Here is a 19,280-nt window from a genome sequence, read left to right on the forward strand (position 1 = left end):
AAACACCCGTTCTTGTTGCCCATGCCCGCTCAAACCAGCAGCCCCCCGGAATTTGCCTTGCACCTGCAAGGCGTGGCGCTCGGCTACGGTGATTTCACCGTCCTGCGCAACATTTCCATGGAAGCGCGCCCGGGCCAGGTGGTCGCCATCATGGGCGGCTCCGGTTCCGGCAAGACGACCCTGCTGCGGGCCGCCACCGGCCAGCTCGTCGCCAAGGAAGGCACGGTGCTGGCGTTCGGCCAGGACATCGCCCGCGCCACGCCGTCCGAACTGCAATCCCTGCGCAAGCGCATGGGCGTGCTGTTCCAGCAAGGCGCGCTGTTCACCGACCTGAATGTCTTCGAAAACGTGGCGTTTCCGCTACGCGAGCACACGCGGCTGGCCGAGTCCGACATCACCGAACGGGTGCTGGACAAGCTCGATGCCGTGGGCCTGCGCGCCGCGGCCCACCTGAAGGTGGCCGAGGTGTCCGGCGGCATGGCCCGCCGGGTGGCGCTGGCCCGCGCGGTGGTGCTGGAACCCGAACTCATCCTGTACGACGAACCCTTCGCCGGCCTGGACCCGATCTCGCTGGGCATCACCGCCCGCCTGATCCGCAGCCTGGCCGACCGCCTGGGCTGCGCCTCGGTGCTGATCACCCACGACGTGCACGAGTCCTTCGCCATCGCCGACCAGGTCTACCTGGTGGGGCAGGGCGAACTCAAGGCCGCCGGCAGCCCCGAGAGCCTGTCGGCCTCGCAAGACCCCTACGTGCAGCAATTCCTCAAAGGCGAACCCGACGGTCCGGTCGCGTTCCAGTACCCCGAAACGCCGGCTTTCCAGAAGTGGCTGGCGCAACAACAAGGGCGCCGCGCATGAACGCATCGAACAACGCCATCGGCGCGCTGGGCGGCTGGGTGCGCACCCGCATCGCCGGCATCGGCTACTTCACCCGCTTCTTCGGCGCCATGCTGGCGCGCAGCGGCATCGCGCTGTCGCGCCCGCGGCTGGTATCGCAGCAGATCCATTTCATCGGCAACTACTCGCTGCTGATCATCGCCGTGTCCGGCATGTTCGTGGGCTTCGTGCTGGGCCTGCAGGGCTACTACACCTTGAACCGCTACGGCGCCGAGGAATCTCTTGGCCTGCTGGTCGCGCTGTCTCTGGTGCGCGAACTGGGCCCCGTGGTCACGGCACTGCTGTTCGCCGGCCGGGCCGGCACGTCGCTTACCGCTGAAATCGGCCTGATGAAGGCCGGTGAACAACTGTCCGCCATGGAAGTCATGGCGGTCGACCCGATGCGCCGCGTCCTGGTGCCGCGCCTGTGGGGCGGCATCATCGCCATGCCCATCCTGGCCGCCGTGTTCTCCATGGTGGGCATCCTGGGCGGCTGGGTCGTGGGCGTCCTGATGATCGGCGTCGACGCCGGCGCCTTCTGGTCGCAGATGCAGGGCGGTGTCGATGTCTGGAAAGACGTCCTGAACGGCGTCATCAAAAGCCTGGTGTTCGGCGTCACCGTGACGCTGGTCGCGCTTTACGAAGGCTGGCAGGCCAAGCCCACTCCCGAAGGCGTCGCCCGCGCCACCACCCGCACGGTCGTGGTGGGCTCGCTGGCGGTGCTGGGGCTGGACTTCCTGCTCACCGCCTTGATGTTTGGAAACTGAAACGGATCGATCATGTCACGCGAAAAAACCGACATTTGGGTAGGCCTGTTCATCTTGCTGGGCGCGGCCGCGCTGGCGTTCCTGGCGTTGCGCGCCGGCAACTTGAGCACCTTTTCTTTCGCTCCCACCTATACGCTGACGGCCAATTTCGATAACGTAGGCGGCCTCAAGGTCCGCGCGCCCGTGAAAAGCGCGGGCGTGGTGGTGGGCCGGATCGCCAAGATCTCCTTTGACGACAAGACCTTCCAGGCCGTCGTGGCGATCAACCTGGAAACCGCCTACCAGTTCCCCAAGGACTCGTCCGCGGCCATCCTCACGTCCGGCCTGCTGGGCGAACAGTACCTGGGCTTGACCCCGGGCAGCGAAGAAGACAACTTTGCCGATGGCGGGAAAATCCGCTATACCCAAAGCGCCGTCGTGCTGGAGCAGCTGATCAGCAAGTTCCTGTACGGCTCGGCCGAAAAAGAAGGCTCGAAAGCGGCTGCCGCCCCCGAAGCGAATGCCCCGAATTAAAGACAATCCGCCCGATGCGGCCATCGCCGCATCGGGCGCACGCTGCAATAAGAATAGAACTCTGCTGATAGGGATGCCCTGATCATGAACAAGAAAGCTCTTTCCCGTATCGCCACCGTGGCCGCCGCCGGCGCGCTGATGGCGGGTTGCGCTGCCCCGCAGCAGCCGGACCCGCGCGACCCCTGGGAAGGCTTCAACCGCGGCGTCTACAAGTTCAACGACACCGTCGACCGCGCCGTCTTCAAGCCGGTGGCGCAGGCCTACACCTACGTCACGCCGCAGCCGGTGCGCAGTTGCGTCCACAACATCTTCAGCAACGTCGGCGACCTCTGGTCGGGCACCAACAGCTTCCTGCAGGGCCGCGGCCACGACTTCGTCAACACGCTGGGCCGTTTCCTGTTCAACACCACCATGGGCGTGGGCGGCTGCTTCGACGTCGCCTCGGCCAATGGCGCCCGCAAGATCCCGAACGACTTCGGCACGACGCTGGGCGTGTGGGGCCTGGGCCAGGGCCCGTACCTGGTGTTGCCGTTCTTCGGTTCGTCCAGCGTGCGCGACGGCGTCGGCCTGATCGGCGACTGGCAAGGCCGCCAGTACGGCTACATGGGCGTGAGCGCCATCGACAACGTGCCGCTGCGCAACTCGCTGTGGGGCCTGGAAGTCGTCGACACCCGCGCCAGCCTGCTCAACGCCACCGACACCATCGACCGCGTCGCGCTCGACCCCTACAGCTTCATTCGTGACGCCTATCTGCAGCGCCGCGCCGCCATGGTCAAGGGCCAGCGTGTGGACGACGAGTCCAGCCTGCCCAACTACGAAGACGACGAGGGCGACGCGCCCGCCGCCAAGGACAAGGGCGCCGCCACCCCGGCACCCGTGCCCGCAACCAAGTAAGCTGTCAGATTGCGTAATCAGTACAGCAAGGAGTTTTCATGCGGTTTTCTTTCTTTTCCCTGCTCCAGCGCCTGGCCCTGGCCGGCCTGCTGGGCCTGGCGGCCGGCGCCGCCGTGCAGGCGCAACCCGACGCCAATGGCGCACCCGACCAGTTCGTGCTGGGCGTGGCCAATGAAGCCCTGGACGTCCTGAAGGCCGACGGTGCGATCAAGGCGGGCAATACCGCCCGCATCAACCAGGTCGTCAACGAACACATCCTGCCCTACGTCAACTTCCAGAAGACCACCCGCCTGGCCGCCGGCCGCTACTGGCGCCAAGCCAGCGACGCCCAGAAAAAATCCCTGGCCGACGCCTTCCGCGGCACGCTGGTGCGCACCTACAGCGGCGCGCTGACCCGCGTCACGTCCAGCACCAAGGTCACGGCGCTGCCGTTCCGCGGCGACCCCAAGGCCGACGACGTGGTCGTGCGCACGCTCATCAGCCAGGCCAACGGCCAGCCCACCGGCGTGGACTACCGCCTGGAAAAAACGCCCCAGGGCTGGAAAATCTACGACATGAACGTCGAAGGCATCTGGCTGATCGAGAACTACCGCAACCAGTTCGCCCAGCAGATCAACCAGAACGGCATCGACGGCCTGATCCAGGCCCTGAACCAGCGCAACCAGTAAGGTCCTGTCCAGTTGCCTGCCGGCCCGGCGCGCCCTTGCGGCCCGCCGGGCCTGTTATTTTGGGGACACATTACAGCCCGTGCCCTACGGCCGCCGGGGCTATCAGCGCCTCGCAAGGCGGGCCGCTTATATAATGATCAATTCGCTCTTTTCCGGGCAACCTCCCCGCCGTCATGTCTGCCGTTAGTCTAGAGAACGTCTCCAAAATCTACTCGCCGCGCCGTAGCGGCTGGGGCAAGCTCACCGGCCGCGCGCCTGGGGCCGGCTTCCAGGCGCTCGACAACGTCAGCCTGAACATCGAGCACGGCGAGTTCTTCGGCCTGCTCGGCCCCAACGGCGCGGGCAAGACCACCCTGATTTCCATCCTGGCCGGATTGGCCCGCGCCAGCGCCGGCCGCGCCACCGTCTGTGGCTACGACGTCGTGGCCGACTACAAGTCGGCACGGCGGGCCCTGGGCGTGGTGCCGCAAGAGCTGGTCTACGACCCGTTCTTCACGGTGCGCGAAACGCTGCGCATCCAGTCGGGCTATTTCGGCCTGCGCAAGAACGACGACTGGATCGACGAAATCCTCTTCAATCTCGGGCTGGCCGACAAGGCCAATTCGAACATGCGGGCGCTGTCCGGCGGCATGAAGCGCCGCGTGCTGGTCGCGCAGGCGCTGGTGCACCGCCCGCCCGTGATCGTGCTGGACGAACCCACCGCGGGCGTCGACGTCGATCTGCGCCGCACGCTGTGGGAATTCATCTCGCGCCTGAACAAGGCCGGCCACACCATCATGCTCACGACCCATTACCTGGAAGAAGCGGAAGCCCTGTGCGGCCGCATCGCCATGCTCAAGGGCGGCCGCATCGTGGCGCTGGACACCACCCAGGCGCTGCTGGCCCGCGTCGGCGGCGTCGACCTCGAAGACGCCTTCGTGCGCATCATGCACCAGGACGACAAGCCCGCCCCGCAACCCGAAGAGATGCCGCAATGACGCAGCCCGCCGCCAACGCCAGCCAGCCGCTGGTGCAACCCCGCCTGGATGCGGGGTCGGGCTTTCCGACCCTGCTGCGCAAGGAATTGCTGCGCTTCTGGAAGGTCAGCTTCCAGACCATCGCCGCGCCCGTCATCACCGCGCTGCTGTACCTGCTGGTGTTCGCCCACGTGCTGGAAGGGCGCGTCATGGTGTACGGCAGCGTGCCCTACACCGCGTTCCTGATCCCCGGGCTCATGATGATGAGCATGCTGCAGAACGCCTTCGCCAACCCGTCCTCGTCGCTGATCCAGAGCCGCATCACGGGCAACCTGGTGTTCATGCTGCTGCCGCCGCTGTCGCACCGCGACATCTTCGCCGCCTACGTGCTGGCGGCCGTGGTGCGTGGCCTGGCCGTAGGCCTGTGCGTGTGGGTGGTGGCGCTGTTCTTCGTGTCGCTGGTGCCCGCCAACCCGCTGTGGCTGCTCGTGTTTGCCGTGCTGGCCTGCGGCATCATGGGCGTGCTGGGCCTGATCGCCGGCCTGTGGTCCGAGAAATTCGACCAGCTCGCCGCCTTCCAGAACTTCCTGATCATGCCGGCCACCTTCCTGTCCGGCGTGTTCTATTCCATCCATACGCTCCCCGCCTTCTGGCAGGGCGTGTCCCACTGGAACCCCATTTTCTACACCATCGACGGCTTCCGTTACGGATTCTTCTCGGTGTCGGACGTCTCCCCCTGGCGCAGCCTGGCGGTGGTGACGGGGGTGTTCCTCGCACTGTCGATCTATGCGCTGCGGCTTCTGGCCAGCGGCTACAAACTCAGGAACTGACGTCCATGCTTCCCACTCCCGCGCAAGTCCGCCAATACATCGCGGACGGCCTGCCCTGTGAACATCTCGACGTGCAAGGCGACGGCTCGCATTTCGACGCGGTCATCGTCAGCGCCGCCTTCGAAGGCAAGCGCCTGATCCAGCGCCACCAACTGGTCTACGCCGCCCTGGGCGACCGCATGAAAGCCGAGATCCACGCCCTGTCGATGCGTACGCTGACCCCTGGCGAGTACGCCCAGGCGGGCAAGTAATCATGGACAAGCTACGCATTACCGGCGGCGCGCAACTGCGCGGCGAAATCATCATTTCCGGCGCCAAGAACTCGGCTCTGCCGATCCTGTGTGCCGGCCTGCTGACGGCCGACCCGCTGTCCCTGTCCAACGTACCGCACCTGAACGACACGGCCACGATGCTGCGCCTGCTGGGCCGCATGGGCGTGCGCGCCGAGCGCGCGGCCGACGGCCTGGTCACGCTGCAGGCCGACCGCGTCGACAACCTGGAAGCGCCCTACGACCTGGTCAAGACCATGCGCGCGTCCATCCTGGTGCTGGGCCCGCTGGTGGCGCGCTTCGGCGAAGCCCGCGTCAGCCTGCCGGGCGGCTGCACCATCGGCCAACGGCCGGTGGACCAGCACATCAAGGGCCTGGCCGCGCTGGGCGCTGAAATCAGCATCGAACACGGCTTCGTGGTGGCGCGCGCCAAGCGCCTGAAGGGCGCCTCCATCCGCACCGACATGGTCACCGTCACCGGCACCGAGAACCTGCTGATGGCCGCGGTGCTGGCCGAAGGCCGCACCGTGCTGGAAAATGCCGCCCGCGAGCCCGAAGTGGTGGACCTGGCCGAGCTGCTCATCAAGATGGGCGCCCGCATCCAGGGCCACGGCACCGACCGCATCGTGATCGAGGGCGTCGAGCGCCTGCACGGCGCCGAGCACCGCGTCATTTCCGACCGCATCGAAGCCGGCACCTTCCTGTGCGCCGTCGGCGCGGCCGGTGGCGACATCCTGCTCAAGAATGCCGACGCGAGCATCCTGGGCGCCACGCTGGACAAGCTGGTCGAGGCCGGCCTGACCATCGAAACCGGCCCCGACTGGATCCGCGGCGCCATGTCCACCCGGCCCAAGGCCGTGGGGTTCCGCACCCACGAGTACCCGGGCTTCGCCACCGACATGCAGGCCCAGCTCATGACCCTGAACACCGTCGCCGACGGCACCAGCGTCATCGTCGAGAACATCTTCGAAAACCGCTACATGCACGTGCAGGAACTGCGCCGCATGGGCGCCGACATCGACATCGACGGCCATACCGCCATCGTGCGTGGCATCAAGCGCCTGTCGGGTGCCACGGTCATGGCGACCGACCTGCGGGCCTCGGCCAGCCTGGTCATCGCCGGCCTGGCCGCCGACGGCGAAACCGTGGTCGACCGCATCTATCACCTGGACCGCGGCTACGACCGCATGGAAGTCAAGCTGCGCGCCCTGGGCGCCAACATTCAACGCGCAACCGGCAAGGAATCGGCATGAGCGATGCCCAACTCGCGCCCCTGACCCTGGCTTTGTCCAAGGGGCGAATCTTCGAAGAAACCATGCCGTTGCTGGCGGAAGCCGGCATCGAAGTGCCCGAGAACCCCGAAAGCTCGCGCAAGCTGATCCTGCCCACCAGCGATCCGGGCCTGCGCCTGATCATCGTGCGCGCCTCCGACGTGCCGACGTACGTGCAATACGGTGCGGCCGACCTGGGCATTGCCGGCAAGGACGTGCTGATCGAGCATGCCGCCGAACAGCCCGGCGGCCTGTACCAGCCGATCGACCTGAACATCGCCAAGTGCCGCCTGGCCGTGGCCGTGCGCAACGGTTTCGACTACCAGGCCGCGGTGCACCAGGGCGCGCGGCTGCGCGTGGCCACCAAGTACGTGCAGTCAGCCCGTGAACACTTTGCGTCCAAGGGTGTGTACGTCGACATCATCAAGCTGTATGGTTCGATGGAACTGGCGCCGCTGGTAGGCTTGGCCGACTGCATCGTGGACCTGGTCTCCACCGGCGGCACGCTGCGCGCCAACGACCTGGTCGCCGTCGAAGACATCATGCCGATCTCTTCGCGCCTGATCGTCAACCAGGCCGCCCTGAAAACCCGCGGCGACCGCCTGCAGCCGCTGCTGGACGCCTTCGAAAGAGCCGCCACCCGCAACGCCTGACTTTCGCCCGCCGCGCCCGCGCGGCGGCCGCTCCCTTGCTTGAACCATGACGCCATGGCCCTGATCAACCGTCTCGATTCCCGCGATCCCGGATTCCAATCCGCCCTGTCCAAGCTGCTGGCCTTCGAGGCCACGGAAGACGAATCCATCGACCGCGCCGCCGCCGGCATCCTGGCCGACGTGCGCACCCGCGGCGACGCGGCGCTGGTGGAATACACCCAGCGCTTTGACCGCATGCCGGCTGCCTCGGCGGCCACGCTCGAAATCCCCAAGGCCGAATGGCATGCGGCCCTGGCCGCGCTGCCCGCGGCCCAGCGCCACGCCCTGGAAGCCGCCGCCGAGCGCGTGCGCAGCTACCACCAGCGCCAGCGCGCCGAGACCTGGACCTACACCGATGCCGAAGGCACGATGCTGGGCCAGCAGGTGACACCGCTGGACCGCGTCGGCCTGTACGTGCCGGGCGGCAAGGCGGCCTACCCGTCATCGGTGCTGATGAACGCCATTCCGGCCAAAGTGGCCGGCGTCGAAGAACTGATCATGGTCACGCCCACGCCCGACGGCGTGCGCAACCCCATCGTCCTGGCTGCGGCCGCCATCGGCGGCGTCGACCGCGTGTTCGCCATCGGCGGTGCGCAGGCCGTCGGCGCGCTGGCCTACGGCACCGCCACCGTGCCCGCCGTGGACAAGATCGTCGGCCCCGGCAATGCCTACGTGGCCGCCGCCAAGCGCCGCGTGTTCGGCGTGGTCGGCATCGACATGATCGCCGGCCCCAGCGAAATCCTGGTCATCTGCGACGGCAAGACGCCGGCCGACTGGATCGCCATGGATCTGTTCTCGCAGGCCGAGCACGACGAACTGGCCCAGTCCATCCTGCTGTGCCCCGACGCCGCCTTCATCGCCGAAGTCGAAGCATCCATCGCGCGCCTCTTGCCCACCATGCCGCGCGCCGACATCCTGCGCGTCAGCCTGGCGAACCGCGGCGCGCTGATCCAGGTCCGCGACCTGGACGAAGCCTGCCGCATCGCCAACGACATCGCCCCCGAGCACCTGGAAATTTCCACCGAGCACCCCGAAACCTGGACCGCCAGGATCCGCCACGCCGGCGCGATCTTCATGGGCCGTTTCAGCTCGGAAGCCCTGGGCGACTACTGCGCCGGCCCGAACCACGTGCTGCCCACCTCGCGCACGGCCCGGTTCTCGTCGCCGCTGGGCGTCTACGATTTCCAGAAACGCTCCAGCCTGATCCAGGTGTCGCACCAGGGTGCCCAGACGCTGGGCCGCATCGCGGCCGAGCTTGCGCTGGGCGAAGGCCTGCAGGCCCACGCCGCCAGCGCCCAGTACCGGATCGACAAGCCATGAGCGGCGCCGCCGGCCGCATCGCCGGCACGATCCGGCCCGACATTCTCGCGCTGGCCGCCTACCCGGTGGCGCATGCCGAAGGCTGCATCAAGCTGGACGCCATGGAATGCCCCTACGAGCTGCCCGAGGCGGTTCGCGACGACCTGGCCCGCGTGCTGCGCGACACCCCGCTGAACCGCTATCCGGCCGCAGACTTGTCCGGGCTGCAGCAAGCGGTCAAGACGGCCTTCGGTGTGCCGGCCGACGCCGACGTACTGTTCGGCAACGGTTCGGACGAACTCATCCACATCGCGGTGCAGGCCTGCTGCAACCCGGGCGACGTGGTGCTGTCGCCGTGGCCGTCGTTCGTCTATTTCGACATGGCGGCGCGCTTTGACCACGCCCGTTTCGTCGGCGTGCCGTTGGCCAGCGATCTGTCCCTGGATATTTCCGCGATGCTGGCCGCCATTCGCGAGCACCAGCCCAAGGTGGTGTTCCTGGCCGTGCCCAACAACCCCACCGGCGGCGCCTGGTCCGACGCGGACATCGCCGCCATCATCGCGGCAGCCCCGGGCCTGGTGGTGGTGGACGAGGCCTACCAGCCGTTCACCGACCGCAGCTGGATGCCCCAGGTGCTGGCCGCGCCCAACGTGGTGGTAATGCGCACCGTGTCCAAGATCGGCCTGGCGGGCCTGCGCTTTGGCTACCTGGCCGGCCACCCCGACTGGATCGCCCAGCTCAACAAGGTGCGTCCGCCCTACAACCTGGACGTGCTGACCCAGGCCGCGGTGCTGACCGTGCTGCGCCACAAGCCGGTGCTGGACGAGCAGGCCGCCCGCCTGCGCGCCGACCGCGAGCCGCTGGCCGCCGCCCTGGCCGCGTTGCCCGGCGTCAGGGTATTCCCTTCCGCCGCCAACTTCGTACTCGCCCGCTTTTCCGGCAAGCTGGACGGCAACGCCGTGCATCTTGCCCTGAAAACGCGCAAAATATTGGTTCGTAACTTCTCCAACGCCCATCCGCTCCTGGCCGACTGCCTCCGCATCTCGGTGGGCACCCCGGCCGAGAACGCCGCTTTGCTATCGGCACTGCAAGACATCCTGAGTGCCTAATCGAGTTCTGACATGCGTACCGCAGAGATCACCCGCAACACCAACGAAACCCGCATCCGCGTGGCCATCAACCTCGATGGCACCGGCAAGCAGACGATCGACACCGGCGTGCCCTTCCTGGACCACATGCTGGACCAGATCGCGCGCCACGGCCTGATCGACCTCGACATCAAGGCCGAGGGCGACCTGCACATCGATGCGCATCACACGGTGGAAGACGTGGGCATCACCCTGGGCATGGCCATCGCCAAGGCGGTGGGCACCAAGGCCGGCCTGCGCCGCTACGGCCACGCCTACGTGCCGCTGGACGAAGCCCTGTCGCGCGTGGTCGTCGACTTTTCCGGCCGCCCCGGCCTGGAATATCACATCCCCTTCACGCGATCGCACATCGGCGCCTTCGACGTCGACCTGACCCGCGAATTCTTCCAGGGCCTGGTCAACCATGCCCTGATCACGCTGCACATCGACAACCTGCGTGGCACCAACGCGCACCACCAGTGCGAAACGGTCTTCAAGGCCTGTGGCCGCGCGCTGCGCATGGCCGTCGAAGTCGACCCGCGCATGGGCGACGTCGTGCCCTCCACCAAGGGCGTGCTGTAACCGCCGCGACCTCCCACGCACCAGGTAAATCGAAGTGACCACTATCGCCATCGTCGACTACGGAATGGGCAACTTCCATTCCGTCGCGCGCGCGCTCAAGTACGCCGCCCCCGACGCGGACATCCGCATCTGCAGCCAGCCCCAAGATATCGACGCGGCCGACCGCGTCGTCTTTCCCGGGCAGGGCGCCATGGCGGACTGCATGCGCACCCTGAATGAATCCGGCCTGCGCGAAGCAGTCGTCAAGGCCGCACGCAGCAAGCCGCTGCTGGGCGTCTGCGTCGGCGAACAGATGCTGTTCGACGCCAGCGAAGAGGGCGGCACGTCCTGCCTGGGACTGTTCCCCGGCGTGGTGCGCCGCTTTTCGGGCCCGCGCTTTGCCGACCCGGTGCCGGCCGACGACGAAGCCTGCCTGGCCGATACCGGCGGCGCGGGCCTGGTCGATGGCCGCCCCGAACGCCTCAAGGTCCCGCACATGGGATGGAACAAAGTCCGCCAGACGCGCTCTCACCCTATCTGGGACGGCATTCCGGACGACACGCATTTCTATTTCGTCCATAGCTATTACGCCGACCCGGTCGATGCAAGCCTGACCGTCGGTGAAACCGATTACGGCCTGTCCTTTACCTGCGCAGTAGCGGCAGCTAACATTTTCGCGGTGCAGTTCCACCCGGAAAAGAGCGCCGAGCACGGTTTGCGCCTGTATCGCAATTTTGTAGACTGGCAGCCGTAGGCCGCTTCGGCCCACGCGCTCCAGACCATTCAACCTATATTTTCCCGCTGCCCACCATGCTGCTGATCCCCGCCATCGATCTCAAAGACGGACGCTGCGTGCGTCTGCGCCAGGGCGACCTGGACGATGCAACGGTGTTCTCCGAAGACCCCGCTTCCATGGCCACCCGCTGGCTCGAGCAAGGCGCCCGCCGCCTGCATCTGGTCGACCTGAACGGCGCCGTCGCCGGCAAGCCCAAGAACGAAGCGCCCATCAAGGCCATCCTGGACGCCGTCGGCGACGACATCCCCGTCCAGATCGGCGGCGGCATCCGCGATCTCGACACCATCGAGCGCTACCTCGACGCCGGCATCTCGTACGTCATCATCGGCACCGCCGCGGTCAAGAACCCGGGCTTCCTGCAGGACGCCTGCGGCGCCTTCCCGGGCCAGATCATCGTCGGCCTGGACGCCCGCGACGGCAAGATCGCCACCGACGGCTGGAGCAAGCTGACCCGCCACGACGTGCTCGACCTGGCCAAGAAGTTCGAAGACTACGGCTGCGAAGCCATCATCTACACCGACATCGGCCGTGACGGCATGCTGTCGGGCGTCAACGTCGAAGCCACCGTGCGCCTGGCGCAGCACGTGCGCATCCCCGTGTACGCCTCGGGCGGCATCGCCGGCATCCAGGACATCGAAGCGCTGTGCGCCGTCGAAGAAGAGGGCGTCGAAGGCGCCATCCTGGGCCGCAGCATCTACGAAGGCACGCTCGATTTCCAAGCGGCCCAGGCCCGCGCCGACGAATTGGCAAAATGACCACTCCCAGCAGGTCCCCCGAGGCCGGCGCGCCCACCCAAAGCGCGCTGACCCGCCGCATCATCCCTTGCCTGGACGTCACCGCCGGCCGGGTCGTCAAGGGTGTCAACTTCGTCAACCTGCTCGATGCGGGCGACCCCGTCGAGATCGCCCGCCGCTACAACGAGCAGGGCGCCGACGAACTCACGTTCCTGGACATCACCGCCACCAGCGACGGCCGCGACCTGATCCTGCCCATCATCGAGCAGGTGGCCTCGCAGGTCTTCATTCCGCTGACCGTCGGCGGCGGCGTGCGCCAGGTATCCGACATCCAGCGCCTGCTCAATGCCGGCGCCGACAAGATCAGCATCAACAGCGCCGCCGTGGCCAACCCGGACCTGGTGCGCGCCGCGTCCGATTACCACGGCTCGCAATGCGTGGTGGTCGCCATCGACGCGCGCCGGGTGTCCGCCCCCGGCGAAGCGCCCCGCTGGGAAGTCTTCACCCATGGCGGCCGCAAGGCCACCGGGCTGGACGCCGTGGCCTGGGCCCGCCGCATGGCCGCCTACGGCGCCGGCGAAATCCTGCTCACCAGCATGGACCGCGACGGCACCAAGTCGGGCTTCGACCTGGAACTGACCCGCACCGTCTCGGACGCCGTGCCGGTGCCCGTCATCGCCTCCGGCGGCGTCGGCAACCTGCAGCACCTGGCCGACGGCGTCACCACCGGCCGGGCCAGCGCCGTGCTGGCCGCCAGCATTTTCCACTTCGGCCAGCACACGGTCGGCGAATGCAAGCGCTTCATGGCCGAGCAAGGCATCGAAGTGAGGTTATAGAAATGAGCAACGAACCCAGCTGGATGGCCGACGTCGTCTTCGACGAAAACGGCCTGATCCCCGCCATCGCGCAAGACGCCGACAACGGCCAGATCATGATGGTGGCCTGGATGAACCGCGAATCGCTGACCGAAACCGCCGCCACCGGCCGCGCGGTGTACTGGTCGCGCTCGCGCCAGCGCCTGTGGCGCAAGGGCGAGGAATCCGGCCACGTCCAGCAGGTGCATGAATTGCGCCTGGACTGCGACGGCGACGTGGTGCTGCTCAAAGTGCACCAGGAAGGCGGCATCGCCTGCCACACCGGCCGCGCCAGCTGCTTCTACCGCCGCCTGGAAGGGCAGACGGATCAGGCCGCCTGGGTCACCGTGGACCCGGTCCTGAAAGACCCCGAACTGATCTACAAATGACCCACTCGCCCCTCAGCGCCCACGACATCCTGGCCCGCATCGCCGACACCCTGGAAACCCGCCGCCCCGAAAACGGCGGCGATCCCCAGGCCTCGTACGCGGCCAAGCTGCTGTCCAAGGGCCCCGACGCCTTCCTGAAAAAGATCGGCGAAGAGGCCACCGAACTGGTCATGGCCGCCAAAGACGGTGTCCCCGACCGCATCGTCAGCGAAACCGCCGACCTGTGGTTTCATTGCCTGGTCGCGCTGACGCACTTCAACCTGCGCCCCGACGATGTGCTGGCCGAGCTGGCCCGCCGCGAGGGCCTGTCGGGCCTGGCCGAAAAGGCCAGCCGTCCCCAAGACTGACACGGAACCCGGAAAAATGAGCGCCAACTGTCTTTTCTGCAAGATCGCCGCTGGCGAAATCCCGTCCAGGAAGGTCTACGAGGACGAGGACTTTGTTGCATTCCACGATATCAATCCGGCCGCGCCGGTGCATTTGCTGCTCATCCCTCGACGTCATGTCACATCCATGCAGGATATTACGGACGAGGACGCAGGTTGGTTGGGTAGAATGATGTCGTTGGCGCCGCGGCTTGCCGCTGAAAACGGTTGCCGTCCGGGCCCTGATGGCGGATTTCGCATCATGATCAACTCTGGCGTCGAAGGCGGCCAGGAAGTCCCGCATCTGCATTTCCACATCATCGGCGGCTCGCGACCCTGGAAAGGGCGCGTGGCCCCCACCGCGTAATACGGAGAACCGTCATGGGTAGCTTTAGCATTTGGCATTGGTTGGTCGTTCTGGTCATCGTGGCGCTGATTTTCGGCACCAAGAAACTGCGCAACATCGGTTCCGACCTCGGCGGCGCCGTCAAGGGCTTCAAGGAAGGCATGAAAGACGCCAACGGCGACAAGCCCGCCGAACCGATCGCGCAGCAGCGCGTGGCCGGCGACACCATCGATGTGCAGGCCAAGGAAAAATCCAACCCCTGAGCGCCTGCTCGCCCCCCGGGCCCGGCCTGAACCGGCCGGCCCTCATTGCCTCAATTCCCGAGCGGCCGTCGAATGTTTGATGTCAGCCTCACTGAACTGATGGTGATCGGCGTCGTCGCGCTGATCGTCATCGGCCCCGAACGCTTGCCCAAGGTCGCCCGCACGGTCGGCCACTTGCTGGGCCGCGCGCAGCGTTACGTCAACGACGTGAAATCCGATATCCAGCGCGAAATCGAGCTGGACGAACTGCGCAAGTTCAAAAACGAAATGGAAGACGCCGCCCAAGGCGTGAAGCAATCGCTCAACGACACCCACGCCGCACTGCAGGAACCCGTCCAGCAATTCCGCGCCGAACTCGACGAGGTCGCCCGCGAAGCCAGCGGCAAGCCCGCGGCCGCGACAGGCACCGACGCCCCCGCCGAACCGCTGATGCAGCCACTCGCTGGCCAGGCCGCCGCGACGGCTGACGCGCCTGCCGCAGGTTCGCCTGACACACCGCGCACCATTGCGCCGCCCAGCCCGAATCTGAGCCTGGACCTGGAAACGCCCGCCTCCATGCCGGCCACACAACCGGCTCCCGCCCCGGCGCCCAGCGCGCCCGCCGCGGGTTCGCCCGCCGCTGGCGCTACCTCGTCGGCCAAGCCCGCCACGCCCTCCGGAACGACAACGTGACCCAGGACGCCTCCCAAGAAGACGGCCAGCAGGAAAGCTTCATCTCCCATCTGGTCGAACTGCGGACCCGCCTGCTGCGCGCCGTTGGCGCGGTGGTGGTCGTGTTCATCATCCTGTTCATCTACCCCGGCGCGTCGGCCATCTACGACGTGCTGGCCCAGCCCATGCTGGCCTCGCTGCCGCAAGGCACCCGCATGATCGCCACCGGCGTCATCACGCCCTTCATGGTGCCGGTCAAGGTCACCATGATGGCCGCCTTCATCGTCGCGCTGCCGGTGGTGCTGTACCAGGCCTGGGCCTTCGTCGCGCCTGGCCTGTACAAGCACGAAAAGCGCCTGGCGTTGCCGCTGATCATCTCCAGCACGCTGCTGTTCATCGCGGGCATGGCGTTCTGCTATTTCGTGGTCTTCCGCACGGTCTTTCACTTCATCGCCACCTTCGCGCCGCAGTCCATCACGCCGGCGCCTGACATCGAGGCCTATCTCAGCTTCGTCATGACGATGTTCATGGCCTTCGGCATCACCTTCGAAGTTCCCGTGGCCGTGGTCTTGCTGGTACGCATGGGCGTGGTCGAGCTGTCCAAGCTCAAGAGCGCGCGTGGCTACGTCGTGGTCGGCGCCTTCATCATCGCCGCCGTCGTCACCCCGCCCGACGTGGTCAGCCAGTTCATGCTGGCCGTGCCGCTCTGCCTGCTGTATGAGATCGGCCTGATCTGCGCACGAATGGTCACCCCCAAGCCCGGGGCCGAAGACGCCCCGGCCGACGGCTCGCTCACCGAGCGCCACTAAGCATCCATCGCCGTGCCATCGGGGGCCTTCGCGCCCCCGGCACCCGCGGCAACTCCCGTTTCACGCGCGCGAATAAACGGACCGTTTCCGCTTGTACCAACCTGGCTGCAATCCTACATTGCAACCATGTCGCTCGCCCTCCGGCTGCGCGCCCTGATGCGGCGGCGTGGCATCAAAAGCCAGAACCAGCTGGCACGCCTGTCCGGCGTGTCGCAGTCCTGCATCCACCGCATTCTCACCCGCGAAGACCACTACTCGCCCACGCGTGGCACCTTGCTGCGACTGGCCCGCGCGCTGGGCACCCACGTACCCTGGTTGACCGACGGCATGGCCGGCCCGAGTGCCGTCCAGGGCGCCGCGCCGTCCGACGAGTACTGCTGCGGACTCTGCACGCTATTGCGGCGCCAGCCTGAAATCACACAAAGGAAAGTGCTGAAGGTCGTACGCCTGATGCTCGAAGACCCCGGCGCAACCCCGGCGGTGCGCAACGCTGCCAAGGCACGCCCCTTGCGGCGTCCCGGCGGCATCTAGCGCGGCGTCACCCCTGCGGGCCTAGCGCGGCAGCCCCGGACGCGTGCCCACCACCACCGCCACCTCGGTCGCCTTGCCGCCGCGCAGCACCCCCAACGTGGCGCGCTGCCCCGGCGGCAGTTGCGCAATTTCGGCCAAGAGCCCCGACGTATCCGTCATCGGCTTGCCGTTCACCGTCTGCACGATATCGCCCACACGCAGCCCGCCCTTGGCGGCCGGGCCGTCGCGCATCACGCCGGCAATGATCACCCCGCGAGCGTTCGCCTCCATCTGGAACGCCCGCGCCAGTTCCGCCGTCAGGTCCTGCGGTTCCACGCCCAGCCAACCGCGCTTCACGCCGCCCGTCTTGACGATCTCGTCCATCACCTTGCGCGCGATATCGATCGGCGTCGCGAACCCGATGCCCAGCGACCCGCCCGATTCCGAATAGATCGCCGTGTTGATGCCCACCAGATTGCCCTGCGCATCCACCAGCGCGCCGCCCGAATTGCCCGGATTGATCGCCGCGTCCGTCTGGATGAAATTCTCGTACGTGTTCAGGCCCAGCCCATTGCGCCCCAACGCCGACACGATGCCCTGCGTCGTCGTCTGTCCCACGCCAAACGGATTGCCGATCGCCAGCACCACATCGCCCACTCGCAGGCCGCGATCCGGTGCCAACGTCGCCGCCGGCAGATTGCGCAGCGTCGCCAGCTTCAGCACCGCCAGGTCCGTATCCGGATCCGCACCCACCACCTTCGCCGTATCCTTGCGCCCGTCGGCCAACGCCACCTCGATCGCGTCCGCCGCCTGCACCACGTGGTAATTCGTCAACACGTAACCGTCGTGGTTCACCACCACCCCCGAACCCAGGCTGGTACTGGCCTGCCGCCGGCTCACCCCCGGCACCTGCCCGAACAACTGGCGCAGGATCGGATCATCCGGCAACGGCACCAACGGCACATTCACGTGCTTGGTCGTGTACACATTCACCACCGACGGCGCGGCCCGAGCCACCCCGTCCGCATACGACACCACGCCCGCCAGCGGACGTGCCCCTACCGCCTGCTGGGGCACGGGCGACGACGCCGCCGGCCCGCCCAGCCGCAGCAGATCGGGCCGCAAGGTAGTCACCACGAATAGAATACCCAGGCAGACCGTGACGGCCTGAGCGAATATCAGCCAATATCGGCGCATGTTTCTGATAGGACTAGCAATGAGTAAAGTGGACTCCCACGTCCTGGCCAACTGGCTGGACGACACCCTGCAAGCCGCCCGTTTCAAGGACTACTGCCCCAACGGGCTGCAGGTGGAAGGCCGTTCCGAAGTCGGACACATTATCACCGGTGTCACCGCCAGCGAAGCCCTGCTGCGCATCGCCGTCGAACGTGGCGCCGACGCCGTCCTGGTCCACCACGGCTGGATGTGGCGCAACGAAGACCGCCGCGTCATCGGCACCCGCCGCACCCGCATGGCCCTGGCCCTGAAAAACGACCTGAACCTCTACGCCTACCACCTGCCCCTGGACGCCCACCCCACGCTGGGCAACAACGCCCAACTCGCACGCATCCTGGGCCTTGCCCCCGAACGCCGCGACGACGGTACGCCCCGCACCTGTGGCGCCGACAACCTCGTCTGGCTGGGCTCGGCCCCCGACCTGCCCACCCTGGGCGACCTTGCCGCCCGCGTCCAGCAACGCCTGGGCCGCCAGCCCCTCGTCGTCGGCAACCCCGACCAGCCCCTGGCCCGCATCGCCTGGTGCACCGGCGGCGCCCAAGGCATGCTCGCCGACGCCATCGACGCCGGCGCCACCGCCTACATCACCGGCGAAGCCTCGGAATCCACCTTCCACCTCGCCCAGGAAACCGGCGTCGCCTTCATCGGCGCCGGCCACCACGCCACCGAACGCTACGGCATCCAGGCCCTGGGCCAAGCCGTCGCCGACCGCTTCGGCATCCAGGTCGACTTCGTCGACCTGGATAACCCGGTGTAAAGGAAGCAGGGCGGCAAGACGCTCCCACGCGCCGCCCGCCCTGATTCGGACAATCCGATATCGTGGCAACGAATCAGCCGAGCCACGCGCAAAACCACGCAAGCAACAGAACTGGTCCGATTTCGCAGCCCAACGCCAGCGCGTAGCGCCCACCGCCACAACGCCCCACAAGCGCGTAAGCCGATTGCTGGCCGCCCGCGCGGCCGCAAGCGGCGGGCCCCGAAAATCCCGCACGCAATCCTCGGTCTGACGGCCTCGGCATTCGAGAAGCTTTGAGCCCGTCGGGGCTGGGGCACGAAGCCAAACCCGATGCCAGCAAACACATCCAACAGCCAAAAAAGAAAGCGCCCCGAAGGGCGCCTTGTCTTTACGGCCGCTTGAGCAGATCCCGGATCTCGCGCAGCAGCGCCACATCCTCCGGCGTCGCAGCCGGTGCGGCCGGCGCTTCCTCGGCCTTCGTGCGAGCCTTGTAGATCGCCTTCACCATCCAGAAAATCACAAACGCCAGCAACACGAAGTTGATGATGATCGTGACGAAATTGCCCCAGGCGAACACGTTCGCGCCCGCCTTCGTCAGATCCGCATACGTCATCGGCCCGTTGTATCCCGCAGGCATCGACAGCACCAGGAACTTGTTCGAGAAATCGACAGACCCGCCAAGCACGAAATTGACCAATGGCATGACGATGTCCTTGACCAGCGAATCGACAATCCTGCCGAATGCTGCGCCGATGATCACACCGACCGCCAAGTCAACCGCATTACCTTTAACAGCGAAATCTCGGAATTCTTTGACGAAACCAGTCGCTTTGCTCATAAAAGCACTCCCTTCGTGATACGCCCGCCA

The 19,280-nt window shown here is 66.7% G+C and carries 26 protein-coding genes; 24 read left to right on the forward strand and 2 right to left on the reverse strand.

The window, feature by feature from the left end; translation table 11 throughout:
* Window positions 1–21 precede the first annotated feature (21 nt).
* The 23 genes from AC6LJ2_RS08755 (at window position 22) to AC6LJ2_RS08865 (ending at window position 16,461) form a co-directional block, all read left to right on the forward strand.
* Window positions 22–858: an ABC transporter ATP-binding protein gene (locus tag AC6LJ2_RS08755; RefSeq protein WP_263912824.1), complete on the forward strand. Its 837-nt coding sequence runs from the start codon at window positions 22–24 to the stop codon at window positions 856–858.
* On the forward strand, window positions 855–1,643 hold the full coding sequence (gene mlaE / locus AC6LJ2_RS08760; RefSeq protein WP_263912823.1) for a lipid asymmetry maintenance ABC transporter permease subunit MlaE: 789 nt from the start codon (window positions 855–857) through the stop codon (window positions 1,641–1,643). The genes AC6LJ2_RS08755 and mlaE overlap by 4 nt, the downstream gene beginning before the upstream one ends.
* Before the next feature lie 12 nt (window positions 1,644–1,655).
* Window positions 1,656–2,156 carry an outer membrane lipid asymmetry maintenance protein MlaD gene (gene mlaD, locus AC6LJ2_RS08765; protein ID WP_263912822.1) on the forward strand — a complete coding sequence of 167 codons (501 nt, stop codon included), beginning with the start codon at window positions 1,656–1,658 and terminating at the stop codon, window positions 2,154–2,156.
* A gap of 84 nt (window positions 2,157–2,240) precedes the next feature.
* A complete protein-coding gene (locus tag AC6LJ2_RS08770; protein ID WP_263912821.1) occupies window positions 2,241–3,050 on the forward strand; it encodes an MlaA family lipoprotein in 810 nt (269 codons plus the stop codon).
* Between the two features lie 38 nt (window positions 3,051–3,088).
* Window positions 3,089–3,718, forward strand: a complete 630-nt coding sequence (locus AC6LJ2_RS08775; protein WP_263912820.1) for an MlaC/ttg2D family ABC transporter substrate-binding protein — start codon at window positions 3,089–3,091, stop codon at window positions 3,716–3,718.
* Between the two features lie 173 nt (window positions 3,719–3,891).
* Window positions 3,892–4,695: an ABC transporter ATP-binding protein gene (locus AC6LJ2_RS08780; RefSeq protein ID WP_263912819.1), complete on the forward strand. Its 804-nt coding sequence runs from the start codon at window positions 3,892–3,894 to the stop codon at window positions 4,693–4,695.
* Entirely contained in the window at window positions 4,692–5,504 is an 813-nt protein-coding gene (locus tag AC6LJ2_RS08785; protein WP_006392336.1) for an ABC transporter permease, read from the forward strand. Before AC6LJ2_RS08780 ends, AC6LJ2_RS08785 begins: the two co-directional genes overlap by 4 nt.
* Before the next feature lie 5 nt (window positions 5,505–5,509).
* Window positions 5,510–5,755 (forward strand): BolA family protein, encoded by a 246-nt coding sequence (locus tag AC6LJ2_RS08790; protein ID WP_263912818.1) that lies wholly within the window; start codon window positions 5,510–5,512, stop codon window positions 5,753–5,755.
* A gap of 2 nt (window positions 5,756–5,757) precedes the next feature.
* Complete coding sequence (gene murA / locus AC6LJ2_RS08795; protein ID WP_498151196.1) at window positions 5,758–7,026, forward strand: UDP-N-acetylglucosamine 1-carboxyvinyltransferase; 1,269 nt, start codon at window positions 5,758–5,760, stop codon at window positions 7,024–7,026.
* Complete coding sequence (gene hisG / locus AC6LJ2_RS08800) at window positions 7,023–7,697, forward strand: ATP phosphoribosyltransferase (RefSeq protein ID WP_263912816.1); 675 nt, start codon at window positions 7,023–7,025, stop codon at window positions 7,695–7,697. Before murA ends, hisG begins: the two co-directional genes overlap by 4 nt.
* 54 nt (window positions 7,698–7,751) lie before the next feature.
* A complete protein-coding gene (hisD, locus tag AC6LJ2_RS08805; RefSeq protein ID WP_263912815.1) occupies window positions 7,752–9,056 on the forward strand; it encodes a histidinol dehydrogenase in 1,305 nt (434 codons plus the stop codon).
* Complete coding sequence (hisC, locus tag AC6LJ2_RS08810; protein ID WP_445657960.1) at window positions 9,053–10,144, forward strand: histidinol-phosphate transaminase; 1,092 nt, start codon at window positions 9,053–9,055, stop codon at window positions 10,142–10,144. Before hisD ends, hisC begins: the two co-directional genes overlap by 4 nt.
* 12 nt (window positions 10,145–10,156) lie before the next feature.
* On the forward strand, window positions 10,157–10,744 hold the full coding sequence (gene hisB, locus AC6LJ2_RS08815) for an imidazoleglycerol-phosphate dehydratase HisB (RefSeq protein WP_025139936.1): 588 nt from the start codon (window positions 10,157–10,159) through the stop codon (window positions 10,742–10,744).
* 34 nt (window positions 10,745–10,778) lie between these two features.
* Complete coding sequence (hisH, locus tag AC6LJ2_RS08820; RefSeq protein ID WP_263912813.1) at window positions 10,779–11,477, forward strand: imidazole glycerol phosphate synthase subunit HisH; 699 nt, start codon at window positions 10,779–10,781, stop codon at window positions 11,475–11,477.
* Window positions 11,478–11,533: 56 nt separating this feature from the next.
* Window positions 11,534–12,274 (forward strand): 1-(5-phosphoribosyl)-5-[(5-phosphoribosylamino)methylideneamino]imidazole-4-carboxamide isomerase, encoded by a 741-nt coding sequence (gene hisA, locus AC6LJ2_RS08825; RefSeq protein ID WP_025139938.1) that lies wholly within the window; start codon window positions 11,534–11,536, stop codon window positions 12,272–12,274.
* Window positions 12,271–13,089, forward strand: a complete 819-nt coding sequence (gene hisF / locus AC6LJ2_RS08830; RefSeq protein ID WP_263912812.1) for an imidazole glycerol phosphate synthase subunit HisF — start codon at window positions 12,271–12,273, stop codon at window positions 13,087–13,089. Before hisA ends, hisF begins: the two co-directional genes overlap by 4 nt.
* A 2-nt stretch (window positions 13,090–13,091) precedes the next feature.
* The gene (hisI, locus tag AC6LJ2_RS08835; RefSeq protein ID WP_263912811.1) at window positions 13,092–13,496 is read left to right on the forward strand and encodes a phosphoribosyl-AMP cyclohydrolase; all 405 of its coding nucleotides are present in this window, start codon (window positions 13,092–13,094) and stop codon (window positions 13,494–13,496) included.
* The gene (locus AC6LJ2_RS08840) at window positions 13,493–13,843 is read left to right on the forward strand and encodes a phosphoribosyl-ATP diphosphatase (RefSeq protein WP_498151197.1); all 351 of its coding nucleotides are present in this window, start codon (window positions 13,493–13,495) and stop codon (window positions 13,841–13,843) included. The genes hisI and AC6LJ2_RS08840 overlap by 4 nt, the downstream gene beginning before the upstream one ends.
* A 16-nt stretch (window positions 13,844–13,859) precedes the next feature.
* Window positions 13,860–14,228 carry a histidine triad nucleotide-binding protein gene (locus AC6LJ2_RS08845; RefSeq protein ID WP_263912809.1) on the forward strand — a complete coding sequence of 123 codons (369 nt, stop codon included), beginning with the start codon at window positions 13,860–13,862 and terminating at the stop codon, window positions 14,226–14,228.
* Window positions 14,229–14,242: 14 nt separating this feature from the next.
* Window positions 14,243–14,470 (forward strand): Sec-independent protein translocase subunit TatA, encoded by a 228-nt coding sequence (gene tatA / locus AC6LJ2_RS08850; RefSeq protein WP_025139943.1) that lies wholly within the window; start codon window positions 14,243–14,245, stop codon window positions 14,468–14,470.
* Between the two features lie 72 nt (window positions 14,471–14,542).
* Entirely contained in the window at window positions 14,543–15,142 is a 600-nt protein-coding gene (gene tatB / locus AC6LJ2_RS08855) for a Sec-independent protein translocase protein TatB (protein ID WP_498151198.1), read from the forward strand.
* Window positions 15,139–15,930, forward strand: coding sequence for a twin-arginine translocase subunit TatC (tatC, locus tag AC6LJ2_RS08860; RefSeq protein ID WP_175193317.1), 792 nt, complete (start codon window positions 15,139–15,141; stop codon window positions 15,928–15,930). Before tatB ends, tatC begins: the two co-directional genes overlap by 4 nt.
* Before the next feature lie 126 nt (window positions 15,931–16,056).
* Window positions 16,057–16,461, forward strand: coding sequence for a helix-turn-helix domain-containing protein (locus tag AC6LJ2_RS08865; protein WP_498151199.1), 405 nt, complete (start codon window positions 16,057–16,059; stop codon window positions 16,459–16,461).
* A 21-nt stretch (window positions 16,462–16,482) separates the two neighbouring features.
* On the opposite strand, the gene AC6LJ2_RS08870 is transcribed toward AC6LJ2_RS08865, so the two are convergent.
* Window positions 16,483–17,637 carry a trypsin-like peptidase domain-containing protein gene (locus AC6LJ2_RS08870; RefSeq protein WP_445657959.1) on the reverse strand — a complete coding sequence of 385 codons (1,155 nt, stop codon included), beginning with the start codon at window positions 17,635–17,637 and terminating at the stop codon, window positions 16,483–16,485.
* A 19-nt stretch (window positions 17,638–17,656) separates the two neighbouring features.
* Between AC6LJ2_RS08870 and AC6LJ2_RS08875 the strand changes: the two genes are divergently transcribed.
* A complete protein-coding gene (locus AC6LJ2_RS08875) occupies window positions 17,657–18,433 on the forward strand; it encodes a Nif3-like dinuclear metal center hexameric protein (RefSeq protein WP_498151200.1) in 777 nt (258 codons plus the stop codon).
* Between the two features lie 367 nt (window positions 18,434–18,800).
* Here the strand turns inward: AC6LJ2_RS08875 and mscL are convergent, their stop codons facing one another.
* A complete protein-coding gene (gene mscL / locus AC6LJ2_RS08880; protein ID WP_025139949.1) occupies window positions 18,801–19,250 on the reverse strand; it encodes a large conductance mechanosensitive channel protein MscL in 450 nt (149 codons plus the stop codon).
* Between the last annotated feature and the right edge of the window lie 30 nt (window positions 19,251–19,280).

The sequence above is a fragment of the Achromobacter sp. 1014246743 genome (genome assembly GCF_059760725.1).